The organism is Streptomyces sp. NPDC050560 (assembly GCF_044457285.1).
GTDB lineage: Bacteria > Actinomycetota > Actinomycetes > Streptomycetales > Streptomycetaceae > Streptomyces.
Genome location: NZ_JBITGT010000004.1, coordinates 241,487 through 263,801, shown reverse-complemented (window position 1 = coordinate 263,801; position 22,315 = coordinate 241,487). Strand labels below are relative to the sequence as shown.

Here is a 22,315-nt window from a genome sequence, read left to right as displayed (position 1 = left end):
AATGGACTCAGCGTCCGCGTCCGCCGGGATCGCGTATGTCTCCGACGCCGTCAGCACGGCCGCGAAGATCCTCGTCGTGGGGCACTTCGCGGTCGGCAAGACGACGCTCATCGGGACGCTCTCGGAGATCGCGCCCCTGCGCACCGAGGAGACGATGACCAAGGCGTCGGCGTCCGTCGACGACCTGCGGGGGGTGCCCGACAAGGAGACCACCACGGTGGCCCTGGACTTCGGGCGCCTCACCCTCAGCGAGGAACTGGTGCTGTACCTCTTCGGCACCCCGGGCCAGCAGCGCTTCGTGCAACTGTGGGAGGACATGGCGCGCGGCGCGCTCGGCGCGCTGCTGCTCGTCGACCCGACCCGGCTCGCCGAGACCTTCCCGGTCATCGACCTCGTGGAGAAGTACGGCCTTGAGTACGCCATCGCCGTCAACACCTTCGGCGACAAGCGCTACTTGGAGGAGGAGCTGCGCGAGGCACTCGACCTGCTTCCGCACACCCCGGTCGTGCAGTGCGACGCCAGGGACCAGAAGTCCTCGGCGCACGCACTGATCACCCTCGTGCGGCACCTGCTCTCCCTTTCCTCCTGACTCCGCCGGCCCCGGCACCGTCCGGTCCGCCCGTCCCCCACGACAGGTGCCGGGCCCGTGCGAAGCATCACGCACCCCGCGAACTCCCGCTAAGGACGCTCACTCATGGACGACCAGCACACCGCTCCGGCGGCGGACGCTGCCCGGCGCTGCCCGATATACGGGCAGGACTTCGCCGCCGACCCGAATGGCATCTACGACCAACTGCGCGCACACGGGCCCGCGGCCCCCGTGGAGATCGCGCCCGGGGTGGACGCCACCCTCGTCACCCAACACGAGGCGGCGCTGCGGGTGATGCAGAACCCGTCGCTGTTCGTGCGGGACTCGCGGCGCTGGACCGCCCTCAACGACGGCCGGGTGCCGGCCGACAGCCCCGTGCTCGGCATGATGGCCTACCGCCCCAACTGCCTTTACACGGACGGCACGGAGCACCTGCGGCTGCGCAAGGCGGTCACCGAGAGCCTGGACCAGCTCAACGTCAGCCGTCTCGGTCGCGACGTCGAGCGGATCGCGGACTACCTGATCGACCAGTTCAGCGAGCGCGGCAGCGCCGAACTCATGGGCGAGTACGCGAAACTCCTGCCGCTGCTGCTGTTCAACAAGCTGTTCGGCTGCCCCGCGGGGATCGGGGACACCCTCACCCGTTCCATCTCGGTGCTCTTCGACGGCGGTGACGTGGTGGCCGCCCACCAGGACCTCACCGACTGCCTGATGGAACTCGTCACGATCAAGCGCCGCGAGCCCGGCGAGGACATCACGTCCTGGCTCGTGCAGCACCCGGCCGGCCTGAGCGACGAGGAGCTGAAGGACCAGCTCATCGTGCTGATGGGCGCGGGTGTGGAGCCGGTGCGCAACCTGATCGGGAGCGCCACGTTCCTCCTGCTGTCCGAGGACTCCCGGCAACGTGGCGGCCTGCTCGTCGAGGACGCCCTGAACGAGGTGCTGTGGAACGTGCCCCCGGTCGCCAACTGGGCCACGCACTTTCCGGTGCAGGACGTCGACCTCGGCGGCGTCATCATCGAGGCCAACACCCCCGTCCTGATCAGCTTCGCCGCGGCCAACCGTGACCCCGCGCTCACCGAGGCGCGGCAGGCCCTCGGCAAGGGCGCCCATCTGTCGTGGGGGGCCGGCCCGCACGTCTGCCCGGCGAAGTCCCCGGCCCAGCTCATCGCGGTCACGGCGATCGAGAAGCTGCTGAACGCGCTGCCCGACCTCACCCTCGGGGCCCCGGAGGAGACCCTGGCGTGGCGTCCGGGCCCCTTCCACCGTGCCCTCGCCGAGCTGCCGGTCCGCTTCAGCCCGACGCCCGCCACCCGGGTCGCCGCGGCCCTGCCGCCGCAGACCTCGGCGCCCGTCGGGGCGTCCCACGGCTCGGCTGCCGCCTCGGCCCAGGCCGCGCCGAAGCCCGAGCAGGGCGGCAGGAAGAAGGGCTTCTGGAGCTCCTTCCTCGACGTCTTCAGGATCTGAGTCCCGCCGAGGGCCGGCGGGAGGCCACGGCCCGGTTCCGCCCGCCCCCCTCGCGGACCGCTGCGCCCGTGGCATCCCCCGGCCACGGGCGCGGACGCGCTCTCATCCGGCCGCGGCCGTCTCGGCCCTGGCCATCGGACTGTCGCGCAGCCACTCCTCCGGCATCGCCATCCCCTCGGTGAGCGTCATGGCGTGCGGTGCGAGCCCCTCGATCAGCTCTTCGCAGAGGTCGGGCAGGACGCGGACGTGGTCGGCGGTCACCCGGCCCTCCGCGAGGAGCTGACCGCTGTGCCGAGCGATCTGACGCAGCGCGAAGTAGCGGTGCATGTCGTGCAGGAGCCGTCGGGCCTCCGGGTCGTCGGCGCTCTGCGCGGCGCGCAGCAACTCCCCGGCGGCCAGCCGCCGCACGTGCGCGTCGACCAGTTCGAGGGCCGCCGTGACGGTACGGTTCCACCGGTGCAGCGCGCCGGACGCCTTGCCGCGCAGCAGGCCGCGGGCCCGCTCGTAGCAGAGTCCCTCGACGCTGCCCAGCAGCCGCTGCACGACCTCGGGGTCGGCCAGGTCGAGGTCCGCCGGGGCGCCCTCGTTCTCCGCGGCGGGCGAGAAGTTGCCGAGAAGCAGTTCCCCGGCGGCCTTGGCCCAGATCACGGTGTTGTCGCCCTCGGCGGTGATGGTGCCCTCCAGGGCCGCCAGCTCACCGGCGATCCCGTTGGCGAGGAAGAGCCCCTGCGCGCCGCAGCGTTCGCGGCACTCGGTCATGACGGCCCGCGCCTGCCAGGTCACCCAGCCCTTGGTCATCGCGATCAGGCGGTCGGCGTCGTCCCTTTCCTCGCCTTCTGCCCGGGCGAGCCGCCGCACGGCGAGCCGTTGCAGGAGCGTCGCCGCGTAGGCGGTGACCAGGCCGTCGAGCAGCGGCCCGTGGTGGCTGCGGTAGGCCATCAGCGGCACGTTCGCACCGGCCGTCATCGGGGCCGTGTGGCGGCGGTGGGCGTGGCGCATGGCGACGGCCACCGCCTGCCGGACGAGGCCGAGTCCGCACGCGCTCATGCACGCCTTCCCCGCGGTGACCCGGCCGATCGACATCAGGAAGCGCCTTCGCCTGTTGCCCACGCTGCTGCTGAACTCGCCGTCCCTGGTCAGCCTGCCGTGGTCGGCCTGGAGCATGGCCTCGTACGGGAGGTGGACCCGGTGGAAGACGGTGAGCGAGTGGTCGATCGGGTGCGTCGAGGTCTGCGGGAGGCGGCGTATCTCGATGCCGGGGATGGCACGCCCCTCGGCGTCCTGGAGCGGCGTGAGGAAGAGGAACACACCCTCGTCCTTGCCGCGCACGATCAGCCGGGCGGCCACCACGCCGGACTTGGGCCCGCCGAGGCTGCTCGTGTTCGGCATGAACTTCGCGGCGCCCTTCGTGGGCGTGTGCAGGACGAACGTCTCCGTCTCCGGGGAGTACGTGGCGGTCGTCTCGAGCTGGCTGGCACTGTTGCCGTGCGCCGCCTCCGTGCACAGGAAGCTGCCCATGCGGTCCATCCGGGCGAACGCGGTGGAGGGCGTGGTGCCGTACTGCTGGAGGCTGCCGAGGAACAGGTTGTAGTGGATCGACGCGAGCGTCACAAGACCGGGGTCCACCGGCGCCAGCCACTCGTGCAGGGCGGCCAGGGCCTCGACGTCCTCCGTGAACCGGTACGGGTCGGCCATGTGCTCGTTGACCAGACGGAGGCGCTCGTAGGAGAGAGCGATCCGCTCGTCGTAGGTGAGACCCTCCCGGAAGCGGAACGGCGCGGTGGACAGCAGTGTGCGCCAGGGGGCGTGGACCCGATCGAACTGATCTCCGTAAAGCGCGCTGGTCAGGGCATCAACTACGCTGCTGGGCAAAGAGACTGACGATACGTGAGGGAATGTTGTCGTCACGCAGCGGAACGTTAGTTCATCCTGGCGTATTCAGACAGGGTGATCATTGACACGATTGCGATACGCGGGCTGCGGTAGATGCCCGTGGGACGGACGCCTCACACCCCGTGCCTCCCACTGCACCCGATCTCCACAGCATTGCCACCGTCACACCCGGCCGGGCCGGACCCGGTGGCCTGGGGCGGCGGAGAACACCCCGCCGCCCCGAACCGTTCGCGTGGCACCGGAGATTACCGTCCGGCCACGGTCACCCGCACCTCCTCCGCCACCCCGTTCACGCTCACCTTCAGGGTGCCCGTCCCGGGGCGCAGCCCGGTCAGGGTTGTGGTCGCGGGGTCGTACGCCGCCACCGCGCCGTGCCCGGGGTGCCGGCCGGTGGTGACGGCCACCCGGGAGCCCGACCAGTCCGCGCTGACCGGCCAGGCCACCGGGACCGTGCGTTCGCCCTGGGTGAGCCGCGCGGCGATCTTCACGGAGTGTCCGCGCACCAGCCTCCCGGGGGTGTCGAGGGCGAGGGAGTCGACGTGCGCGCGGGTCTGCACGGACACCCAGTCACCGGTGTGCCCCTGCGGCGCCCTGTCCACGCCGACCAGCGACCAGCCGGTGAAGCCACCCTGGTCCGCGGGGGTCGACGGGTTCTTCCCCGAGTTCCCGTTGATCAGGTACGGCACCCCGTCCACGTGCTGCGCGTGGAAGGTGCCCACATGGCCGCCGACGAACGCGACCCCCTTGCCGCTGTCGCGCTGGAACGCGGAGAGCCACTGTTCGAGCAGCGCCGCCTCCTTGCGGTCGGAGAGCTGGCTGCCCTTCTGCGGCGTCGGGTCACGCGGCGGCACATGCTCGACCACCACGACGTTCCGCACCTTCCTGTCCCTGTCCGCCTCGTCCAACTGGCGCTTCAGATCTTTCAGTTGGGAGAAGCCGCTGGCGCGGATGCCGAGCGCGGAGGTGTCCAGGGTGAGGAACCTGGTCCCCTCGTGGTCGAACACCCGGTGTGCGGGGCCGAACTCCGCGGTGAAGTTGTCGATGGTGCCGCCCATCACCTCGTGATTGCCCGGTACGTAGTACCACGGCACCGCGTCGCCCAACTCCTCGTCCAGCACCCGGTGCGCGAACGCCAGGTCCTCGGGCGAGCCCTCGTCGACGAGGTCGCCGTCGACGACGACAAAGTCCGGCTTCGCCGCCCTGATCTCCCGCAACGTCCTGCGGGCCTGCGCCACGATGGGGCTGTCCGGCTCCCGCGCCACGAACTGCGCGTCCGACATCACCGCGAACCGCCAGTCCCGGCCGCGCACGTCGCGCGCCGTCGAGATCAGCGGGTCGGTCGCGGCCTGCTGCTGCGGCAGGTCCACCTCGGGCGGCACCTCGGCCACTAGGTCGTCCATGGTGATCTCACCCGTGTACTGGGCGGTGGCGTCGGTCTCCGCGAGGTAGAAGCGGTTCACCGACACCGGGTACGCCACCGAGTCGGGCACCGGGAACTCGACCCGCTTCCACCCGGTCCAGTCCACGTAGGGGCCGCGCAGCAACTGGTCGGTGCCGGTGGCGTCCTTGAGGTGCAGCGTCGCCCAGGCGCCGTTCCCGTCCCCCTTGATCCACATGGCGAACGCCTTCGGCTGGCCCGCCACGGGTATCTCCGCGGGCGGGTTGGCGTACGCGGCGCGGGTCGCCGTCGACCGGGTGAAGTCGTACGACATCGTGAGCCCGGTGCCGGTGTGCCCGTCCGGGGCGGGCCCGACGGAACCGGCGGCGCGCGCCTGGGTGAAGGTCCAGTCGGAGGCGTCGTCGAAGCCCGCCACCGGCTGCTCGGTGAGACCTGCGGTCACCGCGAGCGCGGTGGTGTGCCCGGCCACCTTCGCGGTGACGGTGCCCGCCGCGTCCGGCTCCCGCGCCCGCACAGTGAAGCCCTCTGCCGTCGGACTCACCTTGAACAGGGCGTGGTCGTAGTCGAGTTGGACATCGGAGGGCTCCACGGGGGCGCTGTCGCCCGCCGCGTCGAGCCCCACCACGCCGAAGCTGCCCGTGCTGTCCTCGTCGGGCAGCCCGATACGGGGGGCGGTGGGCACCACGTGGTCGAGGCCGCCGAGGACCGTCAGCGCCAGCGAGCCCTTCGCCCTCCCGCGCTCCGCGGTCACCTTCACGGTGCCGCCGCGGCGCGCGGTGAACACCCCGTGCGCGTCGACCCGGCCGTGCCGGCCGTCCGCGGTCCGCCAGCGCGGCGCGCCCTTCGCGGGGCCGTAGGTCTCGTCGTACCCGGCCGCGGTCAGGTGCCGCGTCAGGCCGGGGAACACCCTGTCGGGGTGGCCGCCCGCCACCGGGTCGACGGTGGGCGCGTCCGGGGCGTCCATCGCGGTCGCCACCCGGTACGCGGTCAGCCTGCCGCTGCCGTCGGGCGCCGTGAACGCGAGGCCGTTGGGCACGGTGCGCTCGGTGCCGTCCGAGGGCTGGTTCTCCAACTGGAGCGCGTCACTGCCCGGTTGCCGCGCCACCAGGGTCGAGGAGCCGCCGCCGTCCAGGTTGATCGCGTTGTAGGAGCCGGCGTCCTTCAGCATCCTGCCCAGCTCGGTCAGCGTGAGCCCGCCGCTGTCGGCCTGCCGCCCGTCGACCGTGACCACGTGCACCGTACGGCCGTCCCTGGAGAACCCGACCGCGGTACGGGGCGCGGTGGCGTTGTTGCCCTCGCCCTCGTGGTCCACCGCGGCGCCGTCACGCACCAGGTACTCGTTGGCGCCGATCGCCTCCGAGGGCACCTTGCCCGAGTCGGCGCGCGGGTGGAACTCCCAGCTCACCGGGGTCCCCACGGCGAGCTTCCGCAGGGTGTCGGCCCCGGCGTCGCTGCCGACCAGCACGGTGGCGCCCGCGGGGATGGGCCCGCTGCCGGGATCGGCGGGGGCGCTCGCCACCTTGCCGTCCACGACGGTGACCTCGGCGCCCCGGCTGCCGTCGTTCACGGTCAGCGCCCTGGACGCGTCGCCCCACTGGGAGGTGTATGCCCCGATGCCGCCCACCGGTACGTTCGCCGCGTTCAGACCGGCCAGCGGTGTGCCGCCCGACGGCAGCTTCAGCGTGCCGTCGAAGTACAGGTCGAGGACGCGCCCGGCGTCCGCGGGGCCGAAGCCGATGGCGTGGGTGTGGGAGGGCGCGGGGGAGTTCACCACGCCGCCGTCGGTGACACCGACGCCCTCGGGTGCGCCGGTCTCGTCGATGTCGAAGAAGTCCCCGTTGATCGCGGCGACCGTGCGCCGCCCCTTGCCGGGGTCGTGGGCCGCCGCCAGGTCGGACACCGTCTCCCGCCGGGAGACACCGTCCCCTGACAGGTAGTCGACCTTCGTACCGGCCGCCATGTCGACGTCCAGCTCGTCGACCCGCAGCCACTTGTCGCTCTCCAGCCGGTCGTACGAGGTCAGCTTCGCGCCGGGTGCCACGGGGGTCGTGGTGCGCGAGGTCTCCAGACCGTCGCCCTGGGAGTACGAGAGCGGGCCCGGCAGGCCGCTCGCCGCGGGCGGCGCCACGGAACCGGCCGCGGCCCTCGCGCCCGAGTCGGCGGCCGGGTGGTGGGGCTCGGCGACGGCGCCCGACGCGCCGCCGAGCACCAGGGCTCCCACGGCGGCGAGCGCCGCCACGGGTCTCGCGAGGACGGGGTGGACAGGATGGCGCACGACAACTTCCTTTCACCGAAAGCGCGTACGCATCGCACACGCAACGCCCCACCCTGATCCCCAGGCGGCCCGTGCACCAGGGGCCCCGGAAGACATTGGGGAAAACATCACGCCACAGGCGACGGGAATTCCTCCCCGCAGTGCCCGTGGTCCGGGGTTCGCCTGACGAGTGCGGCGAGCAGCACGGCGACCGCCCTGGCCACGAGCGGGGCGCCGACAACGGGATAGGGCGGCGTCGATACGAGGTGAGTCGTAACCATGTGTGTTACGTTTTCTCCGATGAGTACGAACAGCAAGCTGACGGTCGCGACCCATGCGCTGGCGTGGATCGGCCTGTACCAGCGGCGCGGGAACGAGATCGCCACCTCGGAGCAGGTGGCCGGCAGCGCGGGCACGAATGCCGTCGTGATCAGGCGTCTCCTGGGCGACCTGCGCCGCGCCGGGCTCGTCGAGAGCAGGCGCGGCGCGGGGGCCGGATGGACGCTGTCCCGCCCGCTCGACACGATCACCCTGCTCGACGTCTACCGCGCCGTCGACGACGCGTCTCTGTTCGCGATGCACCGTGGCGAACCCAATCGGGACTGCGTCGTCGGCGGCGGCATCCAGTCCGCCCTCGCCCCGGTGTACGCGCGCATCGACGAGGCGCTGCGCGACGAGCTGGCGCGGACGACCGTCGAGGATCTGCTGTCGCGGATCGTCGCGACGGCGTAGCACTGTTCCGCCAGGGCCGGGCCCTGGCTTCGCACGGCCTTTGTCGTAACAAAAATGATTACATCAAGGAGAGTGTTTCCCATGGGTCCCATGGAAGGGAAGACGGCGGTCGTCACCGGGGCGTCGAGCGGGATCGGCCGCGCGATCGCCGCACGCTTCGTCGGGGACGGCGCACGGGTCTACCTGACGGGGCGCCGCGCGGCACCCCTGCGTGCCGTCGCGGACGAGCTGGGCGAGAACGCCGTCGCGGTGCCCTGCGACGTCGCGAGCGCCGCCGATCTTGAACGGCTCTTCGACACCGTCCGCGCGGACCGGCGGACGCTCGACGTGGTCGTCGCGAACGCGGGAGTCGGCAGGCACGGCCGGCTCGGGGACATCACCGAGGAGGCGATCGACTACACGTTCGGAGTCAATGTCAAAGGCGTCATTTTCACCGTCCAGGGCGCGCTTGCGCTGCTCGCGCCGGACGCGTCCGTGATCCTGGTCGGCTCGACCACCAGCGTCCGGCCTGACCCGCGTATGGCGGTGTACGGGGCCACCAAGGCGGCGGTACGCAATCTGGCGCGCTCCTGGGCGCAGCACGCCCAGGGCCAGGGATTCCGGGTGAACGTCCTCAGCCCCGGCCCCACGGCGACCCCGGGCCTGGAGCGCGTGCTCGACGGCGACGTCGACGCGCTCAACGACGCCATTCCGCTCGGCAGGCCGGGACGTCCCGAGGAGATCGCCGCGGTGGCGGCCTTCCTCGCCTCCGACGCGTCGTCGTTCGTCAACGGGGTCGAACTGTTCGCCGACGGGGGCCACGCACAGATCTGACCGGCAAGCCGGGGCCGCAACGCCCCGCGGCGGCACCGTCCTCGGTCCCGGCCTCGCCGAGGCCCGGCCGCGCGGTGCCGTCCCGGCCGTACGAACGCACGGCCACAGGCGCACCGGTGACGGGCCGTCAGCGGTGACTCAGCACGTTGACCACCCGTCCGCCGGGGTCGCGCACGAAGAACCGCCGCACCCCCCACTCCTCGTCCTGCAAGGGGTGGACGATCTCCGCGCCACTCGCCCGCATGACCGCGTACGCCGCGTCCACGTCGTCCACCTCGACGCTCATGTCGGGGACGACGGGCGCGGTCCTGTCGCCGGTCATGAAGCTGATCTGGGCCGCCGGGCTGGACGGGGACGCGAGCGTCATGATCCAGCCGTGGTTCATGACCTCCTCGAAACCCAGCAGGCCGTAGAACTCCCGGCTCTCCTGCGCGGCCTGGGACCGGAAGTTGGGCACGACACGGCGAACGGACATCGACGACTCCAAACGGGACCAAGGTGTCTCTGTCCCCCCACGAGTACTACGACACGCACATCACCGCACGCGCTTTCCCTACCCGCCCCGGGCGGCGCGGGCGCGCAGCACGCCCTCGACGCCGTGCAGGAAGGTCTCGGAGACCAGTTCGGGGTCGAAGAGGCACCCGGCCGCCATCGCGCCGTCCCTGAGCATGACGAGATGGCGCCCCGCGGCGTCGGCGGGGCCGTCACCGGTGTCGGCCAGCAGCGCGGTGAGGGTGTCGAGGAACCACTGCCGGTGGGCCAGGACGGCCCGGTGGACCGGGTGTTCCTGGTCGGGGTACTCCGCCACCGCGTTGAGGAAGGCGCAGCCGCGGAAGCCGGGGGACCTGATGCCCTCGGTGAGGGACCGGGCGACGGCACGCACCTTGTCGGCCGCGGGCGCCCCGCCTGCGAGGGCGGCGTCGACCTGCGCCCTGATGCCACGGTCGGCCTCGCCGAGGTAGGCGAGTACCAGCTCCTCCTTGCCCGCGAAGTGCCGGTACAGCGTGGCGCGGGTGACCTGGGCCTCCGCGATGATCCGGTCGACGCCTACGGAGTGGATGCCCTCCGCGTAGAAGATCCTGGTCGCCGTGGCGAGCAGCCTCGCCCGCGCGGCCGACGTGCTGCCGCCTCCCGTGCCCCGAGTCATGCGGCGAGGCTACCAAACCGGGGGTGGAGAACGTTCGGTCCCTACGGGGGGTCCGAAATCCCCGCTTCCGTGGGGAGAGCGGCGTTCTCCGGCTGTCAGGGAGCCCCGGGACAGACCGCGCGCAATTCCCGTGTGCATGCCTGCGCAAACCCCGCGACGGGCCGCCACGAAAGCCGCCGCAAGGGCGGCTGCGGGCCCCTGGCCTGCGGTTGCGCGGCCCCCCGCGCCGGGTTACACCGGATTGAGATGTCTGCCGTCAGGGAGGCGAAATGGCGACTGTTATCACGCCGCTCATCAAAGGCTCGGGGCTGAAACGCCGCGGCGGTCTGTTCGGAGAGTGCCTTGCCGAATTCCTCGGTACGTTCATCCTGATCTCCTTCGGTGCCGGTGTGGTCGCCATGGCGGTCGCGGGCCTGCCGGGCTCCGGCCGCACCGAGGGCCCCACCACCTTCTTCCTCGGCGCGGGGGACTGGCTCCTCATCGCCTGGGGCTGGGCGTTCGCCGTCTGCTTCGGCGTCTACGTGGCCGGTGGCGTCAGCGGCGCCCACATCAACCCCGCGGTGACGCTCGCGTTCGCGGTGCGCCGCAAGTTCTCCTGGGCGAAGGTGGTGCCGTACTGGTTCGCCCAGCTCGTCGGCGCGTTCGCCGGTGCCGCGCTGGTGTACGGCGTGTACTTCGACGCCATCAAGGCATTCGAAGCGGCCTCGAAGGACCCCAAGGTCAACGGGCACACGCTCAGCACGTTCTCCATCTTCAGCACCTTCCCCGCCCCCTACTTCCACGGCGGGATCTGGGGCCCCCTGGTCGACCAGATCGTGGGCACGGCCTTCCTGTTGATGTTCATCGCCGCCCTGATCGACCTGCGCAACACCGCGGTCAAGGCCAACCTCGGCCCGCTGCTGACCGGGTTCGTCGTCGCCGCGATCGGCATCTCGTACGGCGCCAACGCCGGGTACGCGATCAACCCGGCCCGCGACTTCGGCCCCCGGCTCCTCACCTACCTCGCCGGATGGAACGAACTCGCCCTCCCCGGCAGTTCCGCGGGCGCGTTCAGCGCGTACTGGTGGATTCCCATCGTCGGACCGCTCGTCGGCGCCGTGGTCGGCATCCTGATCTACGACCTCTTCATCGGCGACGTCCTGCTGGCCCGCGCGGAACGCGCGAAAGCCGCGGAACCGGGCCGCGCCGGGCATGTCATCGAGGAGGACCCCGACAGTCCGCGCCAACCACGCACGGACGACGAGGAGTAGCCGCCTCCCACCCCGTACGGACGCCCCCACCCCGGAGGCGTCCGTACTTTTGTACGATTTCTAGTGTGCGCCGTGTCGCTGTTGGGCCGAACGGGTGAGGCCGCGTAAGAATTGCCCGGTGCAGACAACCAGCGCGCTCCCGACCGGGGTGGAGGGGCAGTGAACAGCCGCGACGTCACCGATGAACAGTGGGAAGGTCTCGCCCAGGTCGTACCGCTGCGCAGCCGCGACGGCTGGCCCTCCTGGCCGTCGCACCGCGCGGTACCGGCCGCCGAGGCCCCCACCGAGCCGAGGCGTGTCTTCAAGGTCCTGCGCGTCAACGTCTTCGCGGACGCCCGCGAGGTCGCCGAGACCCTGATGGCCGAGGTGCCCGTGCTGCTCGACCTCAGCGGCGCCGAGACGGACGTCGCCAAGCGCGTCCTCGACTTCAGCAGCGGGGTCGTCTTCGGCCTCGGCAGCGCCATGCACCGCGTCGAGCGCAACGTCTTCCTGCTTGCCCCCCGCGGCACCGAGATCGAGGGCCTGGTGGCCGACGCGGCGGTGTGAACGGCGCGGCGGGGGCCCACGGCGCCCCGTCGGCCGCCCCGCGTCCCCACTGGCGTCGGCCGCCGGCACCTTGGAACTCCAGTCGGCAAGGCCCTGGTTCGTCCCGTCCTGGGTGGAGACCGGCCACCCCCTCCGCCGAAAATCGTCACTCTCCGGAGTGAAGGACTTTTCCACATTCGTTTTTGTGTCCACAGATTTCGGGCTACCTCTGGCTTTTCGTCCCAACAAAGCTCACTCTTAGTAGTGGCAAGCGGAGTTCACATCGACGCGTAGTGAGCGCGTCAAGGAAGACGGAGCGGCGCATGGATGCGGTGCGGCTCATCGAGACATGCAGGGGCGCCTTGGCGCAAAGCGGAGAAGTGACGGACACCCTCAAGGAAGCCTGGCAGGCGCAGGCCCTGACCCAGGCGATCGGCAGTCGGCTGACGACCGGCGGCCCCCGTGAGTTACGGGGCGACGCCCTGGCGCTCGGCGAGGCGGGCACCCGGGGCTGTACGGCCCTCGGCGTCCCCGCCTTCGGTGCGGAGGGCATCAGGGCCGCCCGCCTCACCACCATCGGAGACCCGAAAAGGAGCCTGTTCGATCTGGGCACCATGCTCGCCGAAGTGGGCATGGCCCTGGTGGGCATAGCCAGTTCGGCCGATGAGGACGCGATCTACTGGCAGTGCATGGAGGCCATAGACGCGGCCGACGAGTCACGCGACCGCGTCGTGGCCATGCTCCGCAGGCTCGCGGAGCGCGAACACACCCTCCCCACCACCGACTCCCCGGCGGAGACGGCCTGACCCGACCATCCCCCCCCCACACGACCGGTGCCCGGCGCAGTGCCCGTGCAGCCCGCCTTCGGGCGTCCGCGCGGGCGGCGCGCGATGCCTACCGGGCCCCGGGCGTGCTGCCCGCGGGCTTGACGAGCGGCACGTCCTGGCTGAACTTCCGGAATCCGACGCCGTAGTACAGCCCGCGCGCCGCGGGGCGCCCCGCGGCGCCCATGCAGGCGACCGTGGCATGGGCGGCCCCCGCGTCCCGTGCCAGGTGCATGCCGTGCAGGATCATCGCCCGGCTGATCCCGAGCCGCCGGTGGTCCGGATGCGTGCCGACCGGCTCGAACTCGACGCTGCGGTTCGCCTCGTCCAGCCACATGATCGCCGACGCGGCCATCGTCCCGTCCGGCGCCTCCACGAGGACATGGAGGTCGCCGCGGTAGGGAGGGGTCCGCCGCACGCCCTCGTACGCCTCGGCCGAGTAGGTGGAGGAGGGCCAGGCGTCGAGATGGGCTTGGACCGTGGCCGCGGGCCCGGCCTCGTCGGCGGTGCGGAAGCGGAACCCGTCCGGCAGCACCGGCAGTTCCACCTCGTCCAGGTCGCGCACGTTGAGCTGGGTCCAGGAGCCGGTGTCGCCGAGCGAGGCCGGGTCGGGCCCGTAGCCGTGGGCCGCCCACCGCTCCAGCGCCAACTCGTCGGCGGCCTGCGCCACCACGGTGCGCTCGACACCGTCCGCCACGGCGTCGTACCAGTCGATCACCTCGTCCACCAGCGCACCGTGGCCGGGGTGGACCTGGTACACCAGGGAGGCGCCGGTGATGTCCTTCACACAGCCGTCGTTGAGCATCGCCCGGCGGGGCAGCGAGGCCCACCCCCACGCGACCGGAGCACCGTCCGAGAACCAGAGTCGGCGCCGCCAGCTCTCCCCGGCGCTCGCGTGCCCCTTGCCCCAGAGCCAGGCCAGCTCCCCGAGCGACGCGTCACAGTTCAGCAGGTCGAGCCGGTCGGCCGTGACCTGCACCGCCAGCTCCTGCATCAGTCCCACGTCTGCGGCGGTCAGCCGGGCGAAGCCATCCATGGCGCGCCACTGTGCCAGGGCCCGGCAGGGCGGTCGAACGATTTTGCCGCCCCCGCCGGGTGCGCGGCGGGCGACGACCCGGCGGGGCCGATGCTCCCGGCGGGGGGCGGTTGTGCAGGATGGGGGCATGGACCTTCGCATTTTCACGGAACCGCAGCAGGGCGCCGACTACGACACGTTGCTGAGCGTCGCCAAGGCCACGGAGGAGCTGGGCTTCGACGCGTTCTTCCGCTCGGACCACTACCTCGCCATGGGCGATGGCGACGGGCGTCCCGGACCCACCGACGCCTGGGTCACGCTCGCCGGACTGGCCCGCGAGACCAGGCGCATCCGGCTCGGCACGCTGATGAGCGCGGCCACCTTCCGGCTCCCCGGGGTCCTCGCCATCCAGGTCGCCCAGGTCGACCAGATGTCGGGCGGCCGGGTCGAACTGGGCCTCGGCACCGGCTGGTACGCCGACGAGCACACCGCGTACGGCATCCCCTTCCCCAAGGAGAAGTTCCCCCGCTTCGAGGAGCAGCTCGCCATCGTCACCGGGCTGTGGGCCACCCCGGACGGCGAGACGTTCAGCTACGACGGCACCTACTACCAGCTCACCGACTCCCCGGCGCTGCCCAAGCCCGCCCAGGCGAAGGTGCCCGTCCTCATCGGCGGCTCAGGGCCGACCCGCACGCCCCGGCTCGCCGCGCGGTACGCGGACGAGTTCAACCTGCCGTTCCAGTCCGTCGAGGACAGTGCGAAGCAGTTCGGCCGGGTCCGTGACGCGGTGGCCGCGCAGGGCCGCGCCGCCGGCTCCATGACCTACTCAAGCGCCCTCGTGGTCTGCGTGGGCAAGGACGAGGCCGAGGTGGCGCGCCGCGCGGCGGCCATCGGGCGGGAGCCCGCGGAGCTGCGGGAGAACGGACTCGCGGGCACCCCGGGCGAGGTCGTCGACAAGATCGGCCGCTATGCGGAGGCGGGTTCCCAGCGCTTCTACCTCCAGATGCTCGACCTCTCCGACCTCGACCACCTGGACCTGATCGCCTCACAGGTCGCCTCGCAACTGTCGTAACGGCGCCCCGCCCCGGCCCCGTACACCCGCGGACCATCGCGGCTGTACGGGGCGCCGCACGTGGTGTGCGCACGTCACCGCGCCGTCACAGGCCCGTCCCCGCCCGGGAAAAGTCCTTGGTGGGCCATCGGTCGGATGGTCATACTCGGTCGGGTGTTCCTGACCATCGGTACCACGGGTACCTCCGAGCGACCGGCCGACGACCTGGGCTTTCTGCTGCACAAGCACCCCGCGAAGACCCAACGGTTCAGCACCTCCTACGGCGACGCCCACGTCTTCTACCCCGAGGCGACGCCCGAGCGCTGCACGGCGGCGCTGCTGCTCGACGTGGACCCCGTCGCCCTGGTGAGGCGGCACCGCGGCAGGGGCCGCGGCGGCGCACCCGACTCCGCGCTGGCGCAGTATGTCAACGACCGCCCCTACGCGGCGTCCTCGCTGCTCGCGGTGGCCCTCGGCAAGGTGTTCTCCAGCGCTCTCAAGGGCCGCTGCGACGCCAGGCCGGAGCTGCCAGGGCGCCCGCTGCCGCTGCGCGTCGAGATCCCCGCGCTGCCCGCACGAGGCGGCGCCGCGCTCGTGACCCGCTTCTTCGAACCGCTCGGCTGGACGGTCACCGTCACCCAGGTGCCGCTCGACACCGCCTTCCCCACCTGGGGCGACTCCCGGTACGTGCATCTCGTCCTGGAGGGCGAACTGCTGCTCGGCGAGGCGCTGCGCCACCTCTACGTACTGCTGCCGGTGCTCGACGGCGCCAAGCACTACTGGGTCGCCACCGACGAGGTGGACAAGCTGCTGCGCGCGGGCGAGGGCTGGCTGCCCGGACACCCGGAACGCCAGCTCATCACCGCCCGTTACTTCTCCCGCCGCTGGTCCCTCACCCGCCAGGCCAGGGAGCGCCTGGAACTGGCGCGCCTCGCCGAGGCCGACGACAGCCGCGTCGAGGACATCGACAACGCGGTGGAGGACACCGAGGGCGCCGAAGGCGCCGAGAGTGACCGGGACGCGGCGGATGCAGCGGGCGCGGCGGGCGCCGAAGGCGCCGAGGGCGTCCGGGCCGCAGAGGGTGCCGTCGGGCCCGACGCCCCGCCCACCGGCGGGGACCCGGCCCGCGACCCCGCTCCCACGCCTGCTCCCGACCCCGCCCCCGCTTCCGCCCCCGAGGACGAGCGGCACGTCTCGCTGGCCACCCGGCGGCGTGCGGCCATCCTCGCGGCGCTCCGTGACGCCGGTGCCGGGCGTGTGCTCGACCTCGGCTGCGGGCAGGGGCAGCTCGTCCAGGAGCTGTTGAAGGACGTCCGGTTCACCGAGATCGTCGGTATCGACGTCTCCGTACTCGCGCTCACCGTCGCCGCGCGACGGCTGCGGCTCGAACAGATGGGGGAGCGGAGGGCGGCGCGCGTCGCGCTGCGGCAGGGCTCGCTGGCGTACACCGACCGCACGCTCAAGGGATACGACGCTGCGGTGCTCAGCGAGGTCGTGGAACATGTCGACCCGCCGCGGCTGCCCGCGCTGGAGTTCTCGGTGTTCGGCTCGGCGCGGCCCAGGACGGTGGTCGTGACCACGCCCAACTCCGAGTACAACGTGCGCTGGGAGACACTGCCCGCGGGACATGTGCGCCACGGCGACCACCGCTTCGAGTGGACCCGTGAGGAGTTCAGGGCCTGGGCGGCCGCGGTCTGCGAACGGCACGGCTACACGGCCGACTTCGGACCGGTCGGGCCCGAGGACCCGGAGGTCGGCCCGCCGACTCAGATGGCGGTGTTCACCCGCGCCGCCGACACCACGGCGCCGCGTGCGGGCGGGCCCGCCACCGCGGGGGCGACCCAGGACGGCACCACGAGCGAGAACGGAGGGACCGCGGCATGACGCACCCGACCGACCGGCCCACCGGCCCCGAGCCCACCGCACCCGCCGCTGGCCCAGAACACACCGTGCCGGCCACCGGGCCCGACGCCCCCGCGCCCGCCGCGGAACCCACCGCACCCACGGCCCCCGGCGCCGCCGAGGAACGCGCGCTGGCGGTGACCGATCTCTCCCTCGTGGTGCTGATCGGCGCCACCGGGTCCGGCAAGTCCACCTTCGCGCGGCGGCACTTCAAGCCCACCGAGGTGATCTCGTCCGACTTCTGCCGCGGCCTCGTCTCGGACGACGAGAACGACCAGGCGGCCACGCGTGACGCGTTCGACGTGCTGCACTACATCGCGGGCAAGCGGCTCGCCGCGGGCAGGCTCACGGTGGTGGACGCCACCAGCGTGCAGCGCGAGAGCAGGGCACAGCTCGTGCGGCTCGCCAGGGAGCACGACGTGCTGCCGATCGCGATCGTGCTCGACATGCCCGAGGAGGTGTGCGCCCGCCGCAACGCGGGCCGCCCCGACCGCGCCGGCATGCACCCGCGCGTCGTCCAGCGGCACGTCAAGGACCTGAAGCGGTCGCTGCGCGGCCTGGAGCGCGAGGGCTTCCGCAAGGTGCACGTGCTGCGGGGCGAGGAGGCGGTGGAGCGGGCGCGGATCGTGCGCGAGCCCCGCTACAACGACCTCGCCCACCTCACGGGCCCCTTCGACATCATCGGCGATGTGCACGGCTGCGCCGCCGAGTTGGAGACCCTGCTCGGCAGGCTCGGCTACGCCGACGGGCACCACCCCGAAGGACGTACCGCCGTGTTCGTCGGCGACCTCGTCGACCGGGGCCCGGACACACCGGGGGTGCTGCGCCGGGTGATGACGATGGTGGCCTCGGGCGACGCGCTGTGCGTACCGGGCAACCACGAGAACAAGCTGGGCCGCTGGCTCGGCGGCAGGAAGGTGCAGCTCACCCACGGGCTCGCCGAGACCGTGACCCAACTGGAGGCGGAGAGCGAGGAGTTCAGGGCCGAGGTGAAGAGCTTCGTGGCCCGGCTCGTCAGCCACTACGTGCTCGACGGCGGCCGGCTCGTCGTCTGCCACGCCGGGCTGCCGGAGAAGTACCACGGCCGCACCTCGGGACGGGTGCGCTCGCACGCGCTGTACGGGGACACGACGGGCGAGACCGACGAGTTCGGCCTGCCGGTGCGCTACCCGTGGGCGGAGGACTACCGCGGCCGGGCCGCCGTGGTGTACGGCCACACCCCGGTCCCCGAGGCGACCTGGCTCAACAACACCATCTGCCTCGACACCGGCGCGGTGTTCGGCGGGAAGCTGACCGCGTTGCGCTGGCCCGAGCGGGAGATCGTCGACGTGCCGGCCGAGCGGGTGTGGTACGAGCCGGTGCGGCCGCTGCGCACCGAGGCGCCCGGCGGCCGGGACGGACGGCCGCTCGACCTCGCCGACGTGCAGGGGCGGCGCGGCGTGGAGACCCGGCACGCCGGGCGGGTCACGGTCCGCGAGGAGAACGCCGCGGCGGCACTTGAGGTGATGAGCCGGTTCGCCATCGACCCTGCGCTGATGCCGTACCTGCCGCCGACAATGGCGCCGGGGCCCACCTCGCAGCGCGAGGGGTACCTCGAACACCCCGAGGAGGTCTTCGCCCGGTACGCGGCCGACGGGGTGCGGAACGTGGTGTGCGAGGAGAAGCACATGGGCTCGCGCGCGGTGGCGCTGGTGTGCCGGGACGCGGACGTCGCGCGCGAGCGCTTCGGCGCCACGACCGGCACCGGCTCCCTGTACACCCGTACAGGACGGGCCTTCTTCGACGACGCCGCCACCACGGAGGAGATCCTGCGGCGGGTGCGGGACGCGGCGACGGCGGCCGGTCTCTGGGAGCGGCTCGACACCGACTGGCTGCTGCTCGACGCGGAACTGCTGCCCTGGTCGCTGAAGGCCGGCGGGCTGCTGCGCAGCCAGTACGCGGCCGTCGGCGCCGCGGCGGGCGCCGTCTTCCCCGGGGCGCTCGCGGCACTCGAAGCGGCGGCGGAACGCGGCGTGGACACGGGCGGGTTGCTGACGCGGCAGCGTGAACGCGCCGCCGACGCGGCCGCGTTCACCGACGCCTACCGCCGCTACTGCTGGCTCACCGAAGGACTCGACGGGGTGCGGCTCGCCCCGTTCCAGCTCCTCGCGGTGCGCGGACGCAGCCTCGCGGCGCTGCCGCACGACGAGCAACTGGCCCTCATCGACAGCCTGGTGGAGAACGACGCGGGCGGACTCCTGCGCACCACCCGCAGGCTGTACGTCGACACGGGCGACGAGGAGTCGGTACGGCTCGGCACCGACTGGTGGCTGGAGATGACCGGGCGCGGCGGCGAGGGCATGGTCGTGAAGCCCGTCGGGGCGCTGGTCCACGACGAGCGGGACCGGCTGGTGCAGCCGGGCGTCAAGTGCCGGGGCCGGGAGTACCTGCGGATCATCTACGGCCCCGAGTACACCCGCCCCGAGAACCTGGCGCGGCTGCGCGGGCGCACCCTCGGCCACAAGCGGTCCCTCGCGGTGCGCGAGTACGGGCTCGGCCTTGAGGCGCTGGACCGGCTGGCGGAGGGCGAGCCCCTGTGGCGGGTCCACGAGCCGGTGTTCGCGGTGCTCGCCCTGGAGTCGGAGCCGGTCGACCCCAGGCTCTGACACCGCCCGCCCACTCGTCCCGAAGCCGTCGCCCGCCCCCACCCGGGGCGGGCGACAGCCCCGCCCACCGGCACCCGGCCCCACCGGCCGCCCCGACCTCACCACCCCCCGGTCTCACCCGCACCCGAACGACCCACCACCCCCGTGCACCCACCGACGCCCACCACGGCCCACCGGCCCCCCGCACCACACCCACGCCCCCGCATCCGCCGCCCCCGGCCCGCCGACCGGGCAGACTGTGCGTATGGGTTTTCACGTCGACTCCGAGGCCGGGCGGCTGCGCCGGGTCATCCTCCACCGGCCCGGCATGGAGCTGAAGCGCCTCACGCCCTCCAACAAGGACGCCCTCCTCTTCGACGACGTCCTCTGGGTGCGCAGGGCGCGCGAGGAGCACGACGGGTTCGCGAAGCTGCTGCGGGACCGCGGCGTCACGGTCCACCTCTTCGGTGACCTCCTCACCGAGACCCTGGAGGTCCCCGCGGCGCGCCGGCTCGTGCTCGACCGGGTCTTCGACGAGAAGGAGTACGGGCCGCTCGCCACGGACCACCTCAGGGCCGCCTTCGAGGGCCTTGACGCCCCGGAACTCGCGGAGGCGCTGGTGGGCGGCATGACGAAGCGGGAGTTCCTCGACCGCCATCCCGAGCCGACCTCGGTGCGCTTCCACGCCATGGACCTCGACGACTTCCTGCTCGGCCCGCTGCCCAGCCACCTCTACACCAGGGACACCTCGGCCTGGATCTACGACGGGGTGTCGATCAACGCCATGCGCTGGCCCGCGAGGCAGCGCGAGACCGTCCACTTCGAGGCGGTCTACCAGCACCACCCGGTCTTCCACGGCGACACCGCGGGCCCCTTCCACACCTGGTCGGAGGGGCAGTCCGACTATCCCTCGACCATCGAGGGCGGCGACGTGCTGGTGATCGGCAGGGGCGCGGTGCTGATCGGGATGAGCGAGCGGACCACCCCGCAGGCGGTGGAGATGCTGGCGCACAAGCTGTTCGCGGCCGGGTCCGCGACCACCATCGTCGCCGTCGACATGCCCAAGCGCCGCGCCACCATGCATCTGGACACGGTGATGACCATGGTCGACGGCGACACCTTCACCCAGTACGCGGGCCTCGGCATGCTCCGCTCGTACACCATCGAGCCGGGCGTCGACGGCCGCGAGCTGAAGGTGACCGACCACCCGCCCGAGCACATGCACCGCGCCATCGCCGCCGCGCTCGGGCTCCCCGAGATCAGGGTGCTGACCCCCACCCAGGACGTGCACTCCGCGGAGCGCGAACAGTGGGACGACGGCTGCAACGTGCTCGCCGTGGAGCCGGGCGTCGTCGTCGCCTACGAGCGCAACGCCACCACCAACACCCATCTGCGCAAGCAGGGCATCGAGGTGATCGAGATCCCCGGCAGCGAACTGGGCAGGGGCCGTGGCGGACCGCGCTGCATGAGCTGCCCGGTGGAGCGCGACGCGGCGTAGCCCCGCCGCCCCGCCGTGCCCCGCACCCGAACCGGAACCCGCACCAGGACCGGCCCCGAGCCCCTCGCCCGCACCCACCCCCGGACCACCCGCACCCCACTCCCTGCATATAAATGTGAGCGCTCGTATATAGTTCCAGAACTGTCCCAGCCGCACACCCCAGGAGTCCCCATGGCGACCATCCCGGCCGGCCTCACCGGCCGCCACTTCCTCAAGGAGCTGGACTTCACCGCGGCCGAGTTCCGGGCGCTCGTCGCCCTCGCCGCCGAGCTGAAGGCCGAGAAGAAGGCGGGCACCGAGACGCCCCTGCTGCGCGGCAGGAACATAGCGCTGATCTTCGAGAAGACCTCCACGAGGACCCGCTGCGCCTTCGAGGTCGCCGCCGCCGACCAGGGCGCCTCCACCACCTACCTCGACCCCTCCGGCTCCCAGATCGGGCACAAGGAGTCCGTCAAGGACACCGCCCGGGTGCTCGGCCGGATGTTCGACGCCCTGGAGTACCGGGGCGATCGCCAGGACCATGTCGAGGAACTGGCCGCGTACGCGGGCGTCCCCGTCTACAACGGCCTCACCGACGACTGGCACCCCACCCAGATGCTCGCCGACGTCCTCACCATGGCCGAGCACAGCGCGAAGCCCCTCGACGGCGGCGGCATCGCCCTCGCCTACCTGGGCGACGCCCGCTTCAACATGGGCAACTCCTACCTCGTCACCGGCGCCCTGCTCGGCCTCGACGTCCGTATCGCCGCGCCGAAGGCGTACTGGCCCGCCGACGCGGTCGTCGCCCGCGCCCGCGAACTCGCCGAGGCCAGCGGCGCCGTCCTCACCCTCACCGAAAACGTCGAGGAGGGCGTGCGCGGCGCCGACTTCGTCGCCACCGACGTCTGGGTCTCCATGGGCGAGCCCAAGGACGTCTGGGACGAGCGCATCACCGCCCTCGGCCGCTACGCGGTGACCATGGACGTGCTGCGCGCCACCGGCAACCCGGACGTGAAGTTCTTGCACTGCCTGCCCGCCTTCCACGACCTCGGCACCGAGGTCGGCCGCCAGATCCACGAGCGGCACGGCCTCGACTCCCTTGAGGTCACCGACGAGGTCTTCGAGTCCGCGCACTCCGTCGTCTTCGACGAGGCCGAGAACCGGCTCCACACCATCAAGGCCCTCATGGTCGCCACGCTCGCCGGGGCGTAGCCCCGCGGGGGCGCCCCGCTCACCGGACGCCGGGCCCCGGTCACCGGGCGCGCCCCCGCCCCCACGGCACGGATCGCGCGGGGTGTCTTGCCGTGGCGGCGCGAGGCGTCCTACAGTCCCTGCCCGAAAGACCTTTGGGAG

At 72.3% G+C, this 22,315-nt stretch carries 18 protein-coding genes; 12 read left to right on the top strand and 6 right to left on the bottom strand.

Annotation, left to right across the window (positions count from 1 at the left end; translation table 11 throughout):
• The first annotated feature begins 1 nt into the window (after nucleotide 1).
• Complete coding sequence (locus ACIBIW_RS10965) at nucleotides 2–589, top strand: GTP-binding protein (RefSeq protein WP_399334358.1); 588 nt, start codon at nucleotides 2–4, stop codon at nucleotides 587–589.
• Nucleotides 590–694: 105 nt separating this feature from the next.
• Complete coding sequence (locus tag ACIBIW_RS10960; protein ID WP_399334356.1) at nucleotides 695–2,056, top strand: cytochrome P450; 1,362 nt, start codon at nucleotides 695–697, stop codon at nucleotides 2,054–2,056.
• Nucleotides 2,057–2,158: 102 nt separating this feature from the next.
• On the opposite strand, the gene ACIBIW_RS10955 is transcribed toward ACIBIW_RS10960, so the two are convergent.
• The 3 genes from ACIBIW_RS10955 to ACIBIW_RS10945 all read right to left on the bottom strand — a co-directional run bounded on the left by ACIBIW_RS10955 (nucleotide 2,159) and on the right by ACIBIW_RS10945 (nucleotide 7,883).
• Nucleotides 2,159–3,928, bottom strand: a complete 1,770-nt coding sequence (locus ACIBIW_RS10955) for an acyl-CoA dehydrogenase (RefSeq protein WP_399334354.1) — start codon at nucleotides 3,926–3,928, stop codon at nucleotides 2,159–2,161.
• Nucleotides 3,929–4,194: 266 nt separating this feature from the next.
• Entirely contained in the window at nucleotides 4,195–7,308 is a 3,114-nt protein-coding gene (locus tag ACIBIW_RS10950; RefSeq protein ID WP_399334856.1) for a phosphodiester glycosidase family protein, read from the bottom strand.
• 422 nt (nucleotides 7,309–7,730) lie between these two features.
• Nucleotides 7,731–7,883 carry a hypothetical protein gene (locus tag ACIBIW_RS10945; protein WP_399334352.1) on the bottom strand — a complete coding sequence of 51 codons (153 nt, stop codon included), beginning with the start codon at nucleotides 7,881–7,883 and terminating at the stop codon, nucleotides 7,731–7,733.
• 19 nt (nucleotides 7,884–7,902) lie between these two features.
• Between ACIBIW_RS10945 and ACIBIW_RS10940 the strand changes: the two genes are divergently transcribed.
• Nucleotides 7,903–8,334, top strand: coding sequence for an Rrf2 family transcriptional regulator (locus ACIBIW_RS10940; protein ID WP_399334350.1), 432 nt, complete (start codon nucleotides 7,903–7,905; stop codon nucleotides 8,332–8,334).
• Nucleotides 8,335–8,415: 81 nt separating this feature from the next.
• On the top strand, nucleotides 8,416–9,147 hold the full coding sequence (locus ACIBIW_RS10935; RefSeq protein ID WP_399334348.1) for an SDR family NAD(P)-dependent oxidoreductase: 732 nt from the start codon (nucleotides 8,416–8,418) through the stop codon (nucleotides 9,145–9,147).
• A 127-nt stretch (nucleotides 9,148–9,274) separates the two neighbouring features.
• Here the strand turns inward: ACIBIW_RS10935 and ACIBIW_RS10930 are convergent, their stop codons facing one another.
• Both ACIBIW_RS10930 and ACIBIW_RS10925 read right to left on the bottom strand, forming a co-directional pair.
• Complete coding sequence (locus ACIBIW_RS10930) at nucleotides 9,275–9,622, bottom strand: VOC family protein (RefSeq protein WP_399334347.1); 348 nt, start codon at nucleotides 9,620–9,622, stop codon at nucleotides 9,275–9,277.
• A gap of 78 nt (nucleotides 9,623–9,700) precedes the next feature.
• Nucleotides 9,701–10,294, bottom strand: a complete 594-nt coding sequence (locus ACIBIW_RS10925; protein ID WP_399334345.1) for a TetR/AcrR family transcriptional regulator — start codon at nucleotides 10,292–10,294, stop codon at nucleotides 9,701–9,703.
• Between the two features lie 269 nt (nucleotides 10,295–10,563).
• Between ACIBIW_RS10925 and ACIBIW_RS10920 the strand changes: the two genes are divergently transcribed.
• The 3 genes from ACIBIW_RS10920 (at nucleotide 10,564) to ACIBIW_RS10910 (ending at nucleotide 12,875) form a co-directional block, all read left to right on the top strand.
• Nucleotides 10,564–11,544, top strand: a complete 981-nt coding sequence (locus ACIBIW_RS10920) for an MIP/aquaporin family protein (protein WP_399334343.1) — start codon at nucleotides 10,564–10,566, stop codon at nucleotides 11,542–11,544.
• A gap of 159 nt (nucleotides 11,545–11,703) precedes the next feature.
• Entirely contained in the window at nucleotides 11,704–12,090 is a 387-nt protein-coding gene (locus ACIBIW_RS10915; RefSeq protein WP_399334341.1) for a cell division protein SepF, read from the top strand.
• Nucleotides 12,091–12,392: 302 nt separating this feature from the next.
• A complete protein-coding gene (locus tag ACIBIW_RS10910) occupies nucleotides 12,393–12,875 on the top strand; it encodes a DUF6099 family protein (protein ID WP_399334339.1) in 483 nt (160 codons plus the stop codon).
• A gap of 88 nt (nucleotides 12,876–12,963) precedes the next feature.
• Here ACIBIW_RS10910 and ACIBIW_RS10905 read toward each other — a convergent pair whose 3' ends face one another.
• Nucleotides 12,964–13,929 carry a GNAT family N-acetyltransferase gene (locus tag ACIBIW_RS10905; protein WP_399334337.1) on the bottom strand — a complete coding sequence of 322 codons (966 nt, stop codon included), beginning with the start codon at nucleotides 13,927–13,929 and terminating at the stop codon, nucleotides 12,964–12,966.
• Between the two features lie 127 nt (nucleotides 13,930–14,056).
• Here ACIBIW_RS10905 and ACIBIW_RS10900 point away from each other — a divergent pair, with 127 nt between their 5' ends.
• The 5 genes from ACIBIW_RS10900 to argF all read left to right on the top strand — a co-directional run bounded on the left by ACIBIW_RS10900 (nucleotide 14,057) and on the right by argF (nucleotide 22,174).
• The gene (locus ACIBIW_RS10900; protein ID WP_399334335.1) at nucleotides 14,057–14,980 is read left to right on the top strand and encodes an LLM class F420-dependent oxidoreductase; all 924 of its coding nucleotides are present in this window, start codon (nucleotides 14,057–14,059) and stop codon (nucleotides 14,978–14,980) included.
• Between the two features lie 153 nt (nucleotides 14,981–15,133).
• Nucleotides 15,134–16,843 (top strand): 3' terminal RNA ribose 2'-O-methyltransferase Hen1, encoded by a 1,710-nt coding sequence (locus ACIBIW_RS10895; protein WP_399334333.1) that lies wholly within the window; start codon nucleotides 15,134–15,136, stop codon nucleotides 16,841–16,843.
• Entirely contained in the window at nucleotides 16,840–19,506 is a 2,667-nt protein-coding gene (locus tag ACIBIW_RS10890) for a polynucleotide kinase-phosphatase (RefSeq protein WP_399334331.1), read from the top strand. The genes ACIBIW_RS10895 and ACIBIW_RS10890 overlap by 4 nt, the downstream gene beginning before the upstream one ends.
• 244 nt (nucleotides 19,507–19,750) lie before the next feature.
• Nucleotides 19,751–20,983: an arginine deiminase gene (locus ACIBIW_RS10885; RefSeq protein ID WP_399334329.1), complete on the top strand. Its 1,233-nt coding sequence runs from the start codon at nucleotides 19,751–19,753 to the stop codon at nucleotides 20,981–20,983.
• Nucleotides 20,984–21,154: 171 nt separating this feature from the next.
• The gene (argF, locus tag ACIBIW_RS10880; protein WP_399334327.1) at nucleotides 21,155–22,174 is read left to right on the top strand and encodes an ornithine carbamoyltransferase; all 1,020 of its coding nucleotides are present in this window, start codon (nucleotides 21,155–21,157) and stop codon (nucleotides 22,172–22,174) included.
• Nucleotides 22,175–22,315: the final 141 nt, after the last annotated feature.